Origin of the sequence: Streptomyces sp. NPDC048192 (genome assembly GCF_043202415.1) — a bacterium.
Taxonomy (GTDB): domain Bacteria; phylum Actinomycetota; class Actinomycetes; order Streptomycetales; family Streptomycetaceae; genus Streptomyces.
The window spans coordinates 78,857-95,274 of record NZ_JBIDAL010000021.1 but is presented as its reverse complement, the minus strand read 5'-3'; the positions used below and the strand labels follow the sequence as shown (position 1 = coordinate 95,274).

Annotated in this window: 15 protein-coding genes and 1 pseudogene; 5 read left to right on the top strand and 11 right to left on the bottom strand. The window is 70.0% G+C overall.

Features of this window, described 5'->3' with window-relative positions:
• Positions 1-165: 165 nt before the first annotated feature.
• The 6 genes from ACGFZN_RS34785 to ACGFZN_RS34760 are packed head-to-tail and all read right to left on the bottom strand — an operon-like array spanning position 166 to position 5,976.
• Positions 166-1,110: an alpha/beta fold hydrolase gene (locus ACGFZN_RS34785; protein ID WP_393862455.1), complete on the bottom strand. Its 945-nt coding sequence runs from the start codon at positions 1,108-1,110 to the stop codon at positions 166-168.
• Positions 1,107-2,240, bottom strand: a complete 1,134-nt coding sequence (locus tag ACGFZN_RS34780) for a branched-chain amino acid ABC transporter permease (protein WP_393862454.1) — start codon at positions 2,238-2,240, stop codon at positions 1,107-1,109. Before ACGFZN_RS34780 ends, ACGFZN_RS34785 begins: the two co-directional genes overlap by 4 nt.
• Entirely contained in the window at positions 2,237-3,124 is an 888-nt protein-coding gene (locus tag ACGFZN_RS34775) for a branched-chain amino acid ABC transporter permease (protein WP_393862453.1), read from the bottom strand. The genes ACGFZN_RS34780 and ACGFZN_RS34775 overlap by 4 nt, the downstream gene beginning before the upstream one ends.
• The gene (locus ACGFZN_RS34770) at positions 3,124-3,927 is read right to left on the bottom strand and encodes an ABC transporter ATP-binding protein (RefSeq protein WP_393862452.1); all 804 of its coding nucleotides are present in this window, start codon (positions 3,925-3,927) and stop codon (positions 3,124-3,126) included. Before ACGFZN_RS34770 ends, ACGFZN_RS34775 begins: the two co-directional genes overlap by 1 nt.
• Positions 3,924-4,736, bottom strand: coding sequence for an ABC transporter ATP-binding protein (locus tag ACGFZN_RS34765; protein ID WP_393862451.1), 813 nt, complete (start codon positions 4,734-4,736; stop codon positions 3,924-3,926). Before ACGFZN_RS34765 ends, ACGFZN_RS34770 begins: the two co-directional genes overlap by 4 nt.
• Before the next feature lie 4 nt (positions 4,737-4,740).
• Complete coding sequence (locus ACGFZN_RS34760; RefSeq protein WP_393862450.1) at positions 4,741-5,976, bottom strand: substrate-binding domain-containing protein; 1,236 nt, start codon at positions 5,974-5,976, stop codon at positions 4,741-4,743.
• A gap of 293 nt (positions 5,977-6,269) precedes the next feature.
• On the opposite strand from ACGFZN_RS34760, the gene ACGFZN_RS34755 reads away from it, so the two are divergent.
• Together ACGFZN_RS34755 and ACGFZN_RS34750 are read left to right on the top strand one after the other, a co-directional pair.
• Entirely contained in the window at positions 6,270-7,070 is an 801-nt protein-coding gene (locus ACGFZN_RS34755; RefSeq protein ID WP_393862449.1) for a CoA transferase subunit A, read from the top strand.
• Between the two features lie 2 nt (positions 7,071-7,072).
• Positions 7,073-7,750 (top strand): CoA transferase subunit B, encoded by a 678-nt coding sequence (locus ACGFZN_RS34750; protein WP_393862448.1) that lies wholly within the window; start codon positions 7,073-7,075, stop codon positions 7,748-7,750.
• A 124-nt stretch (positions 7,751-7,874) separates the two neighbouring features.
• Here the strand turns inward: ACGFZN_RS34750 and ACGFZN_RS34745 are convergent.
• Positions 7,875-8,258, bottom strand: a pseudogene (locus ACGFZN_RS34745) (hypothetical protein); the annotation flags it as partial.
• An 8-nt stretch (positions 8,259-8,266) separates the two neighbouring features.
• Between ACGFZN_RS34745 and ACGFZN_RS34740 the strand changes: the two are divergent.
• Positions 8,267-8,440 (top strand): hypothetical protein, encoded by a 174-nt coding sequence (locus ACGFZN_RS34740; RefSeq protein WP_393862447.1) that lies wholly within the window; start codon positions 8,267-8,269, stop codon positions 8,438-8,440.
• Positions 8,441-8,564: 124 nt separating this feature from the next.
• Entirely contained in the window at positions 8,565-9,272 is a 708-nt protein-coding gene (locus ACGFZN_RS34735) for a hypothetical protein (RefSeq protein ID WP_393862446.1), read from the top strand.
• Between the two features lie 4 nt (positions 9,273-9,276).
• On the opposite strand, the gene ACGFZN_RS34730 is transcribed toward ACGFZN_RS34735, so the two are convergent.
• The 4 genes from ACGFZN_RS34730 to ACGFZN_RS34715 form a co-directional block, all read right to left on the bottom strand.
• Positions 9,277-9,966, bottom strand: a complete 690-nt coding sequence (locus ACGFZN_RS34730; protein WP_393862445.1) for a GNAT family N-acetyltransferase — start codon at positions 9,964-9,966, stop codon at positions 9,277-9,279.
• A 798-nt stretch (positions 9,967-10,764) separates the two neighbouring features.
• A complete protein-coding gene (locus tag ACGFZN_RS34725) occupies positions 10,765-11,661 on the bottom strand; it encodes a carbohydrate ABC transporter permease (RefSeq protein WP_393862444.1) in 897 nt (298 codons plus the stop codon).
• Positions 11,661-12,683 (bottom strand): carbohydrate ABC transporter permease, encoded by a 1,023-nt coding sequence (locus ACGFZN_RS34720; protein WP_393862443.1) that lies wholly within the window; start codon positions 12,681-12,683, stop codon positions 11,661-11,663. The genes ACGFZN_RS34725 and ACGFZN_RS34720 overlap by 1 nt, the downstream gene beginning before the upstream one ends.
• Before the next feature lie 11 nt (positions 12,684-12,694).
• Positions 12,695-14,020, bottom strand: a complete 1,326-nt coding sequence (locus ACGFZN_RS34715; RefSeq protein ID WP_393862442.1) for an extracellular solute-binding protein — start codon at positions 14,018-14,020, stop codon at positions 12,695-12,697.
• An 800-nt stretch (positions 14,021-14,820) separates the two neighbouring features.
• Between ACGFZN_RS34715 and ACGFZN_RS34710 the strand changes: the two genes are divergently transcribed.
• Positions 14,821-16,251, top strand: coding sequence for a non-reducing end alpha-L-arabinofuranosidase family hydrolase (locus ACGFZN_RS34710; RefSeq protein WP_393862441.1), 1,431 nt, complete (start codon positions 14,821-14,823; stop codon positions 16,249-16,251).
• Positions 16,252-16,418: the final 167 nt, after the last annotated feature.

The window sequence follows — 16,418 nt, the reverse complement described above, 5'->3', positions numbered from 1 at the left end:
GGGCGCACCGCTCCTCGCCGGGCCCCTGCCTCCTGGACACGTCCGGACACAGCGACTCGGCCTTGCGACAGGACAGCGCAGGGCTGCACCCGCTGTTCCGGTGCGAGGCGGGATGCGCCGGACGGGAACCGGCGCGTTTCGCCGTGACGGCGTACGGCCCGGCCCTCAGGTTCCTGCCACACCGGCCGCGGCCAGCAGGTGCTGCGCCACGACCCGGGCACCCTCGTCGCCGATGAGGATCGTGTAGTGGTTGGTGCCGGGGACGAGCCGGGTGCGCACGAGTTGCGGGTCCAGGCCGGCGGCGGCGAGCCGCTGCTCGTCGTACAGGCCCTGCGGCTCGCCCATCAGACCGCGTTCCGCCCACAGCAGTACGGCCGGGAGGGGCAGCCGGCGCACCGCGCCCGGCACCTCCCCGCCGAGTTGGTCCACGCCGTCGGTGCGCACCGCCTCCAGGCTGCAGGAGGAGCGCAGTTCGGGCTCCTCCCCCACCAGATCGCGCTGGATGTAGGCGTCCACCCACGGCGACCAGGAGCCGGCGAAGGCCGGATGCCCCTGCCAGAACGCCCGGTAGGCCGCACGGTCCGGGAACGTCATCGACAACCGCCGCATGGCCGGACCGATCACCGCGGTGATCAGCTCGTCGGGGTCGACGCCGGCCGGAACGGGGAAGCCCACACCGCCGTCCACCAGCACCAGGCCCGACAGCAGATGCGGGTGGCGCACCGCGGTCAGCGCCGCCGTGAAGGCCCCCATCGAGTGGCCGGTCAGCACCACCCGCTCCACGCCCAGGGTTTCCACCACGGCGGCCATGTCGTCGGCGTGCACGGCGATGCCGTACGGACCGGGCACGCGCCCGCTGCGGCCCCGGCCGCGCAGGTCGGGCGCCACCAGGGTGACCCGGCCGGCCAGGTGGTGGGCGACACGCGCCCAGCTCAGGCCGTTGGCGGTGATGCCGTGCAGCGCGAGCACCACCGGCGCGCCCGGGTCGTCGGCCGGCCAGCGCAGCACGGCCAGCTCCCCGCCCCGCACCGGCACGTGCAGCTCGTCGTGAGCGGGCACCGCCGCGTCCTGGCGGGTCGCCGTCGTGTCGTTCCGCGGAGTGCGGCTCATGGCTGGGGGACCTCCTCGTGGTCGGCGGCCGCGTGGGGCGCACGGGCGGCACGCAGCCGGGCGGGCAGCCGCGCCACGCCGCCGGGCAGCAGGTATATCACCGCGACGAACAGGGCGCCGAGCAGGAACAGCGGCTGCGAGAGCGGCACCCGCAGCACGGAGGGCAGGCCGGCCACCGCGCCCGAACCGGCCAGGTCGCCGAGCCGGTGGTCGGCCCAGGTGTAGAGGACCCCGCCGACCAGGGGACCCCACCGGGTGCCCGAACCGCCCAGCACCACCATCACCAGCAGCGACAGGGTGAAGTCGGAGGTGGTCGTCTGCGGGGTGGCGCCGCCGGTCAGCAGCAGGTACACGATGCCGCCGAGCGCGGCCAGGGTGCCGGCCAGGACGAACGCGGCCAGTTTGAAACCGTACGGGCGCAGGCCCAGCACCTCCACACGGCGTTCGTTCTCCTTGATGCCCTCCCAGACCCGGCCGATGGGCGAGCGGACCGTCCACTGCACGACCGCCAGCACCAGGACGAGATAGGCCAGGGCGATCCAGTACAGGTTGGCGGTGTGCTCGATGCCGACCAGTGAGGCGGGCAGCCGGTCGGCGGGCGCGGCCCTGCCCTCCTCACCGCCGGTGACGCCTCCGGGGTCGCGCTGCACGAGGATCGACCCGGCCTGCGCGAAGGCCAACGTCACCATGGAGAATCCGATGCCGCTGGCCCGCAGGCCGACCGCGCCCAGCAGGGCGGACAGCGCCACGCCCGTGAGCAGGCCGAGCAGCGCGGACGCGGCGAACGGCAGGCCTGCCTCCAGCATGACGGTGTTGGTGACGTAGGTGCCGGCGGCGAAGTAGAGGGCGTGCCCGAAGGACAGCAGTCCGGTGCGGCCGAGCAGCAGGTCGTAGCCGGTGGCCAGGGCGCCGAACACCAGGCACAGGGCGAGCAGTTGCAGGTTGCCGGGGCTGCCGATGGGGCCGTCCAGGAGACCCGGCAGCGGCAGCGCGCTGTAGGGCGCGGTGAAGAGCACCACGAGCAGCAGGGCGGGCCACCAGCGGGTGGCGCGCCGCAGCCGTTCGGAGCGCGTGGCGACGGGGTGGTCCGCGGTGCGGGCCCGGCCACGCGGCTGGGTGGCGGTGGTCATGCGAGCCTCCCGGTGAGCCCCCGCGGCCGGACGAGCAGCAGGGCGGCGAGCAGGACGACGACGGCGAGGTCGCCGAGCCCGGCGGTGGTGTAGTAGTTGGCGAACTGCTGGACGAGGCCCACGGCGACCGAGGCCAGGGCGGCGCCGGTGAGCGAGCCCATGCCGCCCGTCACGACGACCACGAACGCGAAGATCAGCAGCGAGGTGCCCTGTTCGGGGTCCACGGAGCCGAAGTAGAGGCCGCCGAGGGCACCGCCGAGGGCCGCCGCCGCGCCGCCGATGGCGAAGATCAGCGTGAATGCCTTGCGCACGTCGATGCCGAGCGCGGTGACCATCGCCCGGTCCTCCACCCCCGCGCGGACCACGAGCCCGTGCCGGGTGCGGCCGAGGAACAGCTTGAGCGCGGTCAGCACCGCCAGGGCTGCGGCGATCAGCACCAGCCGGTTGAGCGGTACTTCGGCGCCCAGCAGGCCGAAGGTGCCGGACAGCGCCTTCGGCCCGGGGAAGGTCCGCGCGTCGGATCCCCAGATCGCGGACAGCAGGGCCGGGACGGCAAGGCCCACGCCCACCGTGGCGAGGATCTGCTCGCGGGGACGGGTGTAGAGCGGGCGGATCACGGCGAGTTCGAGGAGTACGGCGGCGAGGGTGCCCACCGCGGTGCCGAAGACGACGGCGAGGGCGAAGCCGGCGCCGCCTGAGCCGGCGCCGGGCAGATGGCCCGAGGCGGCCCACCAGGTGCCGTAGGCGCCGAAGGACAGCAGGGCTCCGTGCGCGAAGTTGAGCACGTCCATCAGCCCGAAGATCAGCGACAGGCCGGAGGCGATGAGGAAGTACAGGGCGCCCAGGCCGAGCCCGGTGCAGGTGAGCAGCACGACGGTGGACATCAGGTGTCTTCCTCCGTGGTCCGGGCGGCGCGCGGCGCCGCGGTGCGAACGGACGGGCGTGCGGGCCCTGTCGGAGTGCGGCTGTGGCCGACGCTGCCGACGCCGAGCAGCCGACGCGCCGCCTCGGCGTCGGCGAGCAGGCCGGCGGCCGGGCCCCGGTGCGCGGTGCGGCCGTCGGCGAGGACGACGCAGTGGCGGGCGAGACGGCGCACCACGGCGAGGTTCTGCTCCACGAGCAGGACCGGCACCGCCTCGGCGGCCCGCTCCAGCGCCTGGGCGACCTCGGTGACCACCTTGGGCGCCAGGCCCTTGGTGGGCTCGTCGGCGATGATCAGCCGGTTGCCGTTGAGCAGGGTCCGGGCGATGGCCACCATCTGCTGCTGTCCGCCGGAGAGGGTGCCCGCGGCCTGCCGGGCGCGTCGCCGCAGCTCCGGGAACAGCTCGTACACCAGGTCGTAGGCCGGTTCACCGGCGCCGGGCCGCTCGGCGAGGCGCAGGTTCTCGGCCACGGAGAGGGTGGCGAACACGCCGCGGTCCTCGGGGGCGTAGCCGATGCCCCTGCGCACCAGGGCGTGGGTGGCCAGCCGTACGGTCTCCTCGCCCGCCAGCAGCACGCTGCCGGTGCGCGGAACCAGCCCGAGGATGCCGCGTACGGTGGTCGTCTTTCCGGCGCCGTTGCGGCCCAGCAGCGCGGTGGTGCCGGAGGCGGCCACCTCCAGGTCGACGCCGTGCAGGATGTGCCTGCCGCCGATCACGACCCGCAGATCGCGCACGGTGAGCAGGGGCGCAGGGGCATCGGTCACAGCTCCTCCCCCAGGTAGGCCTGTTGCACGGTGGGGTCGGCCATCACGGCTTCCGGAGTGTCCAGCGCCAGCAGCGTGCCGTGGTGCATCACGGCCAGCCGGTCGGCCAGGTCCAGCAGTACGTCCATGTGGTGCTCGACCATGAGCACGGTGCGCCCCTCCTCCTTGTGCAGCGACCGGATCAGCTCGGTCAGCGCGGGCACCTCCTCGGCGCTCACGCCGGCCATCGGCTCGTCCAGCAGCATCAGCCGGGGCTCGCCGACGAGCAGGACCGCGAGTTCGAGCTTGCGCTTCTCGCCGTGCGAGAGGGCGTCGGCGCAGGTGTCGGCGCGGTGCGTGAGCTGGGTGCGCGCCAGCACCCGGTCGACCTGCTCCGGATAGGTGTCGGCGCGGCGCCAGACCCGGTACGACCCTCCGCCGGCGGCCTGCGCCGCCAGGCCCACGTGGTCGGCGACCGTCATGCCCGGCCAGAGGCTGGAGGTCTGGAAGGTGCGCCCGAGGCCGCGCCGGGCGCGGGCGTAGGCGGCCTCGGCGGTGATGTCGCGGCCGTCCAGTTCGATGGTGCCCCGCGAGACCGGGCTGAGCCCGCTGACGAGGTTGAACAGGGACGTTTTGCCCGCGCCGTTGGGGCCGATGAAGGCCAGGAACTCGCCTTCGCGGACGTCGAAGGTCACCGAGTCGACGATGGTCGCGCCGCCCACCGTCCAGCCGATGTCCCGCAGCCGGAGCACCGGCGCCGGGGAGGTGCGGGCCTCCCCCGCGTCCGGGGCGCCGGCGGCGCTCGGTGACGTCGTGTTCGAGGAGGACATCCGCTCAGCCCGCCGTCTTCGTGGCCGGTGGTGCGACCTGTGTCATCGGGATGCTGTCGATCAGCTCGGGGCGGGCGGCCTTGCCGCTGCCCTTGAGGCGGGCCGTGAACATCGGCTGCAGCAGGGCGTGGTCCGTCGCGCGGATCTGCTCCTTGCCCTTGGGTCCGTCGAAGGTCCAGCCCTGCAGCGCCTTGGCCATGGCGGCGGTGTCGGTCGCGCTGCCGGACTCGATCGCGTGGACGATCATCTGGGCGGCGGTGAAGCCGTCCGGGCTGAACAGGTCGGGGGTGCCGCCGGCCTTGGTAATGGCGTCGAGCATGGCCTTCTCCACGGGGTTCCCGCCTCCGGCGCCGGGGAAGTAGTGCGCGAGGAAGGCGACCTTGGAGCCCGCCGTACCGAAGATCGGGTACGAGGCGGTGCCCGCGAGCCCGGTGACGACCTTGCTCGCGTCCAGCACGCCCTGCTGGCCCAGCGCGGTCCACAGGGCGGGAGCGGTGGTGCCCGCCCAGGCGACGAACACCAGGTCCGGCTTGCCGGCCCTGGTCTGGCGGGCGAAGGGGGTGAGGTCGGTGGCGCTGGGCGGGGCGAGTACGGAGTCCACGTGCGCGCCCTGCTTGCCGAGGACGGCCTTCACCGCGGCCACGTTGGCCTGTCCGAACGCCGAGTTCTGGGCGAGCACGGTGACCTTCTTGCCCTTGGCGTCGCCGAGCAGGGTGCCGGCGGTGAGGATGTCCTGGTAGGACTGGCGGCCCGAGCGGAAGGTGTAGGCGTTGACGCCGGTGACCGCGTCGGTGGCGGCCGGGCCGCTGACGTACAGGACCTTGTTCTGCGCGGCCAGCGGCGCCAACTGCAGTGCGACACCGGAGTCGGTGGTGCCGGCGAGGATCTTGTAGCCCTTGCCCACGAGGGTCTTGGCCGCGGCGACGGCCTTCGCCGGGTCGCCCGCGTCGTCCTGTTCCGTCACCTGGATCGGGTGGCCGCCGGCCTTGTTGGTGCCGTGCGTCGCGTAGGCGAGGCCCGCCTTGAAGCCTTCCTCGTACTGCTTGCCGTAGGCGGCGAGGAGTCCGCTGCGGGAGTAGACCAGCCCGACCTTCACCGGGGCGGCCTTCCCGCCCGAGCCGGCGGACGCGGTGCCGGCGGTGCCGGCCGAGGAGCAGCCCGCGACCAGGGCGCCGACCGCGAGCAGGGTGAGTGCGCGTACGGATCTGCTTCTGAACGTGTCCGTGAGGCTGGAACGCATGACGATCGGCTCCTGACGGTGTGTCGTGCGCCCGCCGCCGGCCCGACCGGCCCTGTCCATGACGGTGACCGGGTACGCGACGGCGGGAGCGCAGTGCGTGGTGGCCGGAACCCTAGGAGCGCCGTACGACGGGCGGCATGTTGTCAATCACTGCTCTTTGCGGCCGAGTCATGGCATGGGCACACATGGTCCGCGCGTGGCCCTCCAGGCAAGGGTGAAAAGCGGCTGGCCTTGGCCGCGCTGCGGGCGGACTGCGCCGGCGAACGCAACGGACCCCTGGAGAAGGAAACGGCATGGACAAAGTGATGGCCGCGGCCGCGCCGGCAGTGGCGGACATCCCTGACGGTGCGACACTCGCGGTCGGCGGGTTCGGGCTGTGCGGCATCCCCTCGACGCTGATCGCCGCGCTCGCCGAGACGAGCGCGTCCGGCCTGCGGGTCGTGTCCAACAACTGCGGCGTGGACGACTGGGGGCTGGGGCTGCTGTTGCGGGCGGGCCGGATCGCCCGGATGACCTCTTCCTACGTGGGCGAGAACAAGGAGTTCGCCCGCCAGTACCTGGCCGGCGAGCTGGAGGTGGAACTGACTCCGCAGGGCACGCTCGCCGAGCGGCTGCGGGCCGGCGGCACCGGCATCCCCGCGTTCTACACGCCGGCAGGGGTGGGCACCCAGGTCGAGGAGGGCGGCCTGCCGTGGCGTCATACCGCCGACGGCGGCGTGGCGGTGGCCTCCCCGCCCAAGGAGACGCGGGAGTTCGGCGGCCGCCGCTACCTGCTGGAGGAAGCCATCATCGCCGACTTCGCCCTGGTGCGGGCCGCGGTCGCCGACCGGCACGGCAACTGCCTCTTCCACGCGGCGGCGCGCAACTTCAACCCGCTGTGCGCGATGGCCGGGCGGGTGACCGTGGTGGAGGCCGAGCAGATCGTCGCCGCCGGCGACCTGCCGCCGGACGCCGTCCATCTGCCGGGCGTGTACGTGGACCGCGTGGTCCCGGTCGACGGCTCGCTGGCCAAGCGCATCGAGCGCCGCACCGTCCGCCCCGCGCCCGCCGGCACCGAAGCAGCCGTGTCGCGCGACGACTCCGAGGAGCAGTGACCATGCCGCTCGACCGCAACCAGCTCGCCGCCCGCGCCGCCCGGGAGCTGCGCGACGGCCAGTACGTCAATCTGGGCATCGGCCTGCCGACCCTGATACCCAACCACCTGCCGGACGGCGTGCACGTCGTGCTGCACTCCGAGAACGGCATCCTGGGCGTGGGCCCCTACCCGTACGAAGGCGAGGAGCACCCGGACCTGATCAACGCGGGCAAGGAGACCGTGACCACCATCCCCGGGACCTCGTACTTCGACTCGGCCTTCTCCTTCGGCATGATCCGGGCCGGCCGGATCGACGTCTCCGTGCTCGGCGCCATGCAGGTGTCGGCCCAGGGCGACCTGGCCAACTGGATGATCCCCGGCAAGATGGTCAAGGGCATGGGCGGCGCGATGGACCTGGTCCACGGCGCCCGCCGGCTGGTGGTCGTGATGGAGCACGTCGCCAAGGACGGCAGCCCGAAGATCGTCGAGGAGCTGAGTCTTCCCGCGACCGGCCGTCGGGTCGTCGACCGGGTCATCACCGACCTGGCCGTCATCGACGTCACCTCCGAGGGCCTGCGGCTGGTGGAGACCGCTCCGGGCACCACCGTGCAGGAGGTGCTGGCCGCCACCGGCGCCGGACTTCTGGTCGACGAGGACCACGGAGGCACCGGCGCCGGCGCCCGCGTCCTGACAGGGTGACCCCGGAGAGCCGATGCAGTCGCCCCGTCCCCGGCTCGGCGATCCGGGGACGGGGCGTCTGCTGGTGCCTCGGCCTCCGGTCGGGCGACGTGCTGACCGATACACCCGGGCCGAGCGTGCTGTGCTACCGAAGGCCGTGCAGTCGTGTGCCGATTGCCGTGGCCAGTTCCGAGATGCCGTGCTGCTTCAGGACGCTGTAGTGGTCGCCGGTCAGCTCGACGACGGCCGGCGGGGTGGCGGAGTAGCCGGTGTGGGACTCGATGAAGGAGTAGTCGTCGCCGGCGGCCTTGAAGATGGTGACCGGTGTGGTCAGGCGGCGTTCGGTGAGTTCGCGGAACGTGTATTCGAACTCGTAGGTTTCCGCGACGATGCGGATGATGCGGCGGATCAACTGCTGGTCGAGGTCGGGCAGCCGGTCGTGGACGAAGCTCGTGAAGCTGTCCTCGTCCCGCGTGGCCTTCAGGCAGGCCTTGACGCCGGGGCCGCTGACGGTGCCGGTGAAGACTGATCCGCCACATGACACACCGCGCCCTGGTGCTACGCCGGGGAGCCGTCGTGGAAGAAGGCACCACCGACCAGATCACCACCCATCCCGCGCACACCTACACCCGTGCCCTGCTGGCAGCGGCAGAGCACGCGACACCACCAGACAGAGGACTCACGTCTCAGCGGTTGCGGACCAGGCGGTGACGGCGCACTGCGGCCATGACCGACCACACCTGCGAGCTGGTTGATCGGGTTGTCGGTGGGTCCGGCCTTGGGCGAGGAGAAACCGCCGGGACACACGTAAGCGCCGCAGTAGCACCGTGCGTCGATGCGGATGGTGGCGGCTTCGGCGCGGGCGCGGCGCGTCGAGCGGCGCACCGGCGCAAGGCCGGACAGATCCTTGAAGGCAAGCGGCGTCCGTCAGTTGGGGTTGCTGCAGGAGACCGTGGCGGAACGCTCGCTGCGTCCGGTGAGCCGGATCTTCCACGTCCTTGCGGGCACGCGCTCGGTGGGGGTTGAAGGCTGCGCGACCGTCACTGCGGGGCTGTCCGTTCGTTCAGGCGCGTTGTCACTCCGCTGTGGCACCCGCAGGCCATGGGGACAGCCGGTTGTTACGGGGCCATGCGATTCAGGCGGCGAGTCGCTGTGCCCGCCGGGCGTTGGCCGGATGCCGCTGTGGGAGCATTTTGCGGCAGTGAGTCGGCAGGACTGCATCCGGCATGCCTGCGATGACAAAGCCGCCGAGCTGCTGCGGCGCACGATGACCGAGTTGGGCCGAGGCCATGCCGGCCTGGAACCGGGTCGTGCTCACCGCTGCCGCCGACGCCGGCTGGCCGACAGACGGGTGCGCGTGATTCACACGCCGGGCCATCCCCTCGGCCACATTGCGCTGCTGCACGAACCCACCCGCACGGTGATGCCTTCCAGGCATTCCTGGACCAGCAACGCTGACCGCGATCTCGCGCAACTCGTGCTAGGAGGCCACTACACCACGCTCAGGTTGGGCAAGGTCGCGGGAACCAAGCGCGTCGTATGACGATCTACGGCTGGAGTATTGGAGAAACCATCGGTCCCCGGGCGATCAGGACGTCGGCTTCGTGGCGCCAGCCGAGGGAGGAGTACAGGCGCTGGCCTTCCTGACTGGCGATGAGAAGACCGGTGCGGGCGCCTTGGGCCACGGCGGCCTCCGCGAGAGCACTCATCATGGCGCGGCCCAGGCCGCGACGCCGGTGCGCCGCGTCCGTCTCGATGCGATCGGCGACCGCGTCGGCGCCGACCACGGCGATGGTGCCGCGCGCCGCCACCTCTCCGAAGGAGTCATGAAGGGAGACGACCGTGACCGGTCCCTCCGTGCGGACCTCACGCTCGTACGGCGGGGTGGGCGCGTGCTGCGGATGCTCGGTCAGATCGGTCGTCATGAACCACTCGGACCGGTGGAGCAGTTCCAGTCCGGCGGCGCGGACGACGGCTTCGACGGTGCCGGCGCGCAGCGTGGGTACCGTGAGCCAGGTGGTCTGCGTTGCGGCGGCGACGGCGGCCGCCAACCGTGCCAAGGATTCCGGCTCCTCGTCCGCACGGAGCGCGAACACGTCGACCTCGCGGCCAGGTTGGTCGCACTTGGACCGCAGGCCGTCCCCGGCGGACCCGACCGGCTCGGCCTCGGGCAGCGAGCGAGCCACGGTCCAGCCGTCCACCCAACGTCGTATCAGCTCTGGTTCGGTCTTCGCCATCCGGCGATTACAGCATGACCGCAACCGGTGGACGGGCGAATAACCATCCCCCGTCGTCACCAGGCGACGCAGCCCTCCGTTTGCCGGTCAGTCTGAACCGGCGTAGGTGGCAGCGGGCAAGGGGGGCGTCCTGGACGCGTCGCGGGCTGTTCCGTATCCCCACGCCATGCCGCGAAGACCTCGTCACCCCAGCCAGGCGGTGGAGTGCCGCATCAGGGAGTGCGCGCGCATCGCGTCGGGCGGCCGGGTTGGCGATGCGGTTCTGCCGGGGTCCGGGGCCGGCGGGACTGCCCGGTGACGAAGCGGCGGCGGCCGGCGTTCTGAAGCCGACGTCATTGCTCTGGCACCTCACGCTTCTTCTGCGGGTGCTTCTCGGTATCCGGGGCCTCTTGCGGATCGGATCCCACGGCGGCGGCCAATACGCTGTGGCCCGCGCATGGGCGCTGTGCCCCAGGCGGGCGGGAGTGTCCTGAGGTCCCTCGGAGCGTTCAGGTGACTCCTCCGGTGGGGGTCCGGCCGGGCTGAGCTCGGGGCTGCTGGGTGTGCGGTCGCCAAGACGTCGCCGGAGCGGGTTGAGGCCGGAGACCGGGGGCGACGGCGCGGTCTCGGGCACCGTCGTGGAGCTTGGCGGCCATCGCGGCGGCGGCCTCGAACGCCCGGCGAGTCTGCTCCCTGCACGTCCGCTCACAGGCCCAGTGCGACGGCCATCCGACAGTGGCCTGCCCTGCCGTAGACACGGCAGGGCAGGGGCCGGGATGAGAGTGCCCGGTGTCGATTCTGACACTTGAGCTGCTCGTTTCATCCCTTCACAGCGCCGGTGAGGCCGCCGACGATCCGCTTCTCGAAGATCGAGAAGAAGACCAGTGCGGGCAGCATGGCGAGTGAGGTGAACGCGAGGACCTTCGCGGTGTCCGAGGAGTACTGCGAGGAGAAGGCCTGGACGCCGAGCGGCAGTGTGAAGTTCGCGTCCGAGTTGAGGACGTACAGGGGCAGGACGTAGTTGTTCCAGCTGCCGATGAACGCGAGGACGCCGACCGTCACGACACCGGGCAGTGACAGCGGGATCACCATGCGGAAGAAGAATCCGAGTCGGCTCGCGCCGTCGATCGCGGCAGCCTCCTCGATCTCGTGGGGAATGGCTCTGAGGAACGGCACCAGGATGATGACGGTCGTCGGCAGGCCGAAGGCGATCTGCGGGACGATCACACCGAACAGGTTGTCGACCAGACCGATGTTCTTGATGACGATGTAGAGCGGGGTGATCGCGATGACCATCGGGAACATCAGGCCGGCGGCGAACAGGGCGTACATCGCCCCCTTGAGCCTGAAGTCGTAGCGGGCGATCGCGAAGCTCACCATCAGTCCGAGAAGGACGATGCCGGCGGTGCTCAGCAGCGCGACGATGACGGAGTTCGCGAATTCGCCCCAGAACGTCCTCGACGTGAGGACGCCGGTGTAATTGCTGAGGACCCACGGATGCGGAAGGGCTGCCGGGCTCGTGGTGAACTGCGCGTTGGTGCGGAATCCGCCGAGCACGATGTAGAACACCGGTGCGATGCAGACCCCGATGAAGCACAGCGCGATGAAGTAGGTGAGGGGACTCCCCCACTTCTGTGGCCCGTCCCGGTGGCGGTTGGCGGGTGTGTCCGGTTCCGTACGGGACGAGAACCAGGAGTTGGCGGTCGTCGCGCTCATCAGGCGGCTCCTTCGGTGACGGCGCCCCGGAGGTCGCGACGCAGGACGAAGCGCTGGTAGATCAACGCGACGACGAGCGATATCAGGAACATGACGACCGCGATGGCGCTGCCGTAGCCGTAGTTGCCCGCGTTGCGGCCCTGGACGACCATGTAGATCGCCATGGTCGAGGTGCCTGCCGTGCCCGCGACGTAGGGACCCCAGACGATGTAGACGAGATCGAACAGCTGCAGTGAGCCGATGATCGACAGGAATGCCCAGATGCGGATCGTCGGCCCCAGCAGCGGCATCGTGATGCGGCGCTGGATCTGCCAGAAGGAAGCGCCGTCGATCTGAGCGGCCTCGAAGAGCTCCTCGGGGATCGACTGCAGGCCGGCGAGCATCAGTATCACCGCGAAGCCGATGTACTTCCACGAGATGATGCCCATCAGCGTCCACATGGCCAGCTTCGGGTCGGAGAGCCATTCCGCCTGAAGGGAACGCAGGCCGATGTGGCCAAGGAGATCATTGACGGCGCCGTTCGTCTGGAGCATCAGGCTCCAGCCGGTCCCGACGATGACCTCGGAGATGACGTAGGGAACGAAGATCAGCACGCGGATGACCGAGCGGCCGCGAATCTTCTGGTTGAGCAGGAGTGCGAGGACGATGGCCAGCGGGCCCTGGATGACCAGGGAGAGCACCAGGACCAGGAAGCTGTGCCACAAGGCCTGCTGGAACGCGGGGTCGGTGAGGATCAGCTTGTAGTTGTTCAGGCCGACCCAGTCGGTGGGCGCCCCGTACCCCTTCCAACGGTAGAAGCCGTAGAACGCGGCGAGCGCAACGGGGAAGATGACGAACGTCAGGAACATGATGACCGCCGGCCCGGACAGGACCGCGATCTCGAGTCGCGTCTTGGCACGGCCGCGGCGGCGCGCGGCCGCTCGCGGCGGAGCCGGAGAAGCGGACCTGGCCGCGCCCCCGGCTCCAGGCATGCCCTGCGACTGGCGGCCGGTGGCCGCGTCAGTACCCAGGGTGTTGCTCATCGTCGGTTCACTCAGCCCTTCGCGGCAGCGGCGTTGGTGTCCTTGACGATGTCGGCGGCGGTGCCCTTGCCGGCCATCAGGTTCACGACGGCTGTGTTCATGGCGTTGCCGACGTTCTGGCCGTACTCGGTGTCGAGGAACTGCACGGAGTAGGCGGCCTTGTTGAAGGCCTGCAGCGCCGAGACGTTGTAGGACTCGGTGACGACCTCCTGGGCATCCTTGTTCACCGGGATCGTGTAGAACGCCTTGGCATAGGCCTTCTGCTGGTCCTTCGTCACAAGGAACTCCAGGAAGCCGAGGGCCTCCTTCGGCGCGTTCTTGGACAGCGAGAAGCCGTCGAGGCCGCCCATGATGGCGGTCGGGTCGCCCTGGCCGCCGTCCACGGCGGGGAAGGGGAACCAGCCGAGGTCGGGGAGCGGCTTCTTGTCCGGGGTCAAGTCGGCGATCACACCAGGGTCCCAGTTGCCCATGAGCTCCATGGCCGCCTTGTGGTTCGCGAGCATGCCCGCCGACGAACCGGCGCCCTGCTGCGACGAGTTCGTGAGAAAACCCTTCTGAAACGGTTCGGTCTTCAAGAACGAGGCCAGGTCTTCGCCGGCTTTGGTCCAGCACGGATCGGTGAACTTGAGCGACTTGGCAGTCGTCGTCATGGTGTCCTGGCCGCATTCGCGCAGGGCGAAGTTGTAGTACCAGTGCGCAGCCGGCCAGGCGTCCTTGGCGCCGACCGCGATCGGCGCGACGTCGATCGCCTTCAGTTTGGCGACATCCGCCCGCAGTTCGTCCATCGTCGTCGGCGGCGAGGTGATGCCGGCCTTCTTGAACAGGTCCTTGCTGTAGTAGATGCCCTCGGGCTGTGTGTCGACCGGCATCGCGTATACCTTGCCGTCGATCGAATAGCCTGCGACCGCTGCCGCGCCCGCATTCGCCTTGTCAGTGCCGGTGAGGTTCAGCGGCTGGACCTGACCGGCGTCCACCATGGCCTGCATCTTGCCGCCGCCGCGCTGCAGGAAGATGTCAGGCGCGGAGCTGGAGTTGAGCGCGGTCTGCAGCTTGCCGTCGAAGTCTTCGTTCTGGATCGCCTGGATCTTGATCGTGACGTTCGGGTGCAGTGAGTGGTACGCCGTCGCGGCGGTCTTCCAGTACTCCGCGCCGGGCCCGGGCCGTGCGTTCTCCCACAGGGTCAGTGTGACCTTGCCATCGGACGAGCCGCTTCCGCTCTCCGTGCTGCCGCCGGCGCAGCCGGTGGCAGCAAGTGCGATACCCAAGCCGATCGCGACAGTGGTCGCGCCCCGCGCTTTCCTCGTCATCTTGCGCTCCTGATCCTTCATCACGTACATGGGGACATGTGGGCGTTCCGCGCGAAGCAACGAACTGACGGCTGCCGGATGCCTTCTGCAACCCGTGCTCCCGCCCCTCCGGCTATGGGTGTGGGCATGCCAAGTAGACCGGTGTGGCCACACGGAGTCATCTCCGTTACGGGAGGGCTTCGATCGCTCGAGAGTATGCGGCCCCGCACAGGCGGCAGTCAACGACGCGTTTACGAAAGTGGCTTCGAACTTTCAGAGCGAATGCCGGGGTAAACCGTCGAAATATTTCGGAGACCACCGACCCAGCAGATTGGCCCACGTCGGCACACTTCCCTGTCGGACACGACTCCACTACACCGTTGGCCGACCGCGCTTCCGACGTCCGAAACAGCTGCCTGGCGCCATCACTGCGCCATGGCGGGTCGTCCGAACCTTTCGGACTTGCGCGCGCATCATGCGTGGAGGGTTGACGCCGTTCACCGGTTCCCTATGATCCGAGTTGCTCGATGCTCCGACCGCTGTCCGATATAACGAACGCGCGATCCATCCCTAGTCACACCGCACACACCAGGGCGCGTCTCGTGTCAACGCTCAGGACGACCCCGAGGGAGTACGCCGTCCGATGCATATGTCATGCGCCCATCACATCTGTCGGCACCGGGGGCGTGCCGACGGCTGCCTGGCCCGCTCGATGCCCTGTCCGCGTGAGGCTGAGGCCATAAGAGGTCCGCCCGGTGTCCATGCACCGCTGCGAACCGCCCCTCCTCGACAGTCCGGCCTGCCTCTGGCGGACCAGGCCGGAACCGCTTACTCAAGATGACGAGGTCCCCATGCACAGAGGAAGTTTCAGCCGCAGACGTCTGTCCGGGGTGCTTTCCGCCGCGGTCGCGGTGCTGGTCACGTTGGCGGCGACGCTCGTCGCCAACCCTGCTCAGGCGGCCACCAGCGGCGCCTTGCGCGGTGTCGGTTCCGGCCGGTGTCTGGATGTGCCGAACGGCGACCAGGCCGACGGCACCTACATGCAGATCTGGGACTGCTCGGGCGGGACCAACCAGCAGTGGACGCTGACGGACAGCAACCAGCTGACCGTATACGGCAACAAGTGCCTGGACGTTCCGGGCCACGCCACCGCAGCCGGTACCCGGGTGCAGATCTGGACCTGCAGCGGTGGTGCGAACCAGCAGTGGCGGGTGAACTCCGACGGGACGATCGTCGGCGTGGAGTCCGGGCTGTGCCTGGACGTCACGGGCTCCGGTACGGCCAACGGCACCGCGGTGGAGCTCTGGACCTGCAACGGCGGCAGCAACCAGAAGTGGACCGGTCTGTCCGGGACGTCGGCCCCTCCCGCGGGCGGTACCTGCTCGCTTCCGTCGACGTACCGGTGGACGTCGACGGGCGCCTTGGCACAGCCGGCGAACGGGTGGGTCTCACTCAAGGACTTCACCGACGTGGTGTACAACGGCAAGCACCTGGTCTACGCGTCGAACGTGTCGGGCTCGTCGTACGGCTCGATGATGTTCAGTCCCTTCTCCAACTGGTCGGACATGGCATCGGCCGGCCAGAACGGGATGAGCCAGGCCGCGGTGGCGCCCACGCTGTTCTACTTCGCACCCAAGAACATCTGGGTGCTGGCATACCAGTGGGGCGCGTGGCCCTTCGTCTACCGCACATCGAGCGACCCCACCAACCCCAACGGCTGGTCCGCGCCGCAGCCGCTGTTCACTGGCAGCATCTCCAACTCCAGCACCGGCCCGATCGACCAGACCCTGATCGCTGACGGCCAGAACATGTACCTGTTCTTCGCCGGGGACAACGGCCGTATCTACCGGGCGAGCATGCCGATCGGCAACTTCCCGGGCAGCTTCGGCTCGTCGTACACGACGGTGATGAGCGACTCGACGAACAACCTGTTCGAGGCGCCGCAGGTCTACAAGGTCCAGGGCCAGAACCAGTACCTCATGATCGTCGAGGCGATCGGGGCGAACGGGCGCTACTTCCGCTCGTTCACGGCCTCCAGCCTCAGCGGTTCGTGGACCCCGCAGTCCGGCAGCGAGAGCAATCCCTTCGCGGGCAAGGCCAACAGCGGGGCAACCTGGACCAACGACATCAGCCACGGTGACCTGGTCCGCAACAACCCGGACCAGACCATGACCATCGACCCCTGCAACCTCCAGTTCCTCTACCAGGGCAAGTCCCCCACCGCGACTGGCCCCTACGACCAGCTGCCGTGGCGGCCCGGTGTCCTCACCCTTCAACACTGAGTTGCCCGGCCCGCGCTGACGGCGATGCGGTGCCGTCTGCCGACGGGTGAACGAGCGGTTCCCGGCCTGGGCCGCTTCACCTGATGACGAGCACTCACCGCCTCGGGAACCCCAGCCGTGCCTCGGCTGGGGCCCTCTCGTCGCGGACGGTGCGGCAAGATTAAACG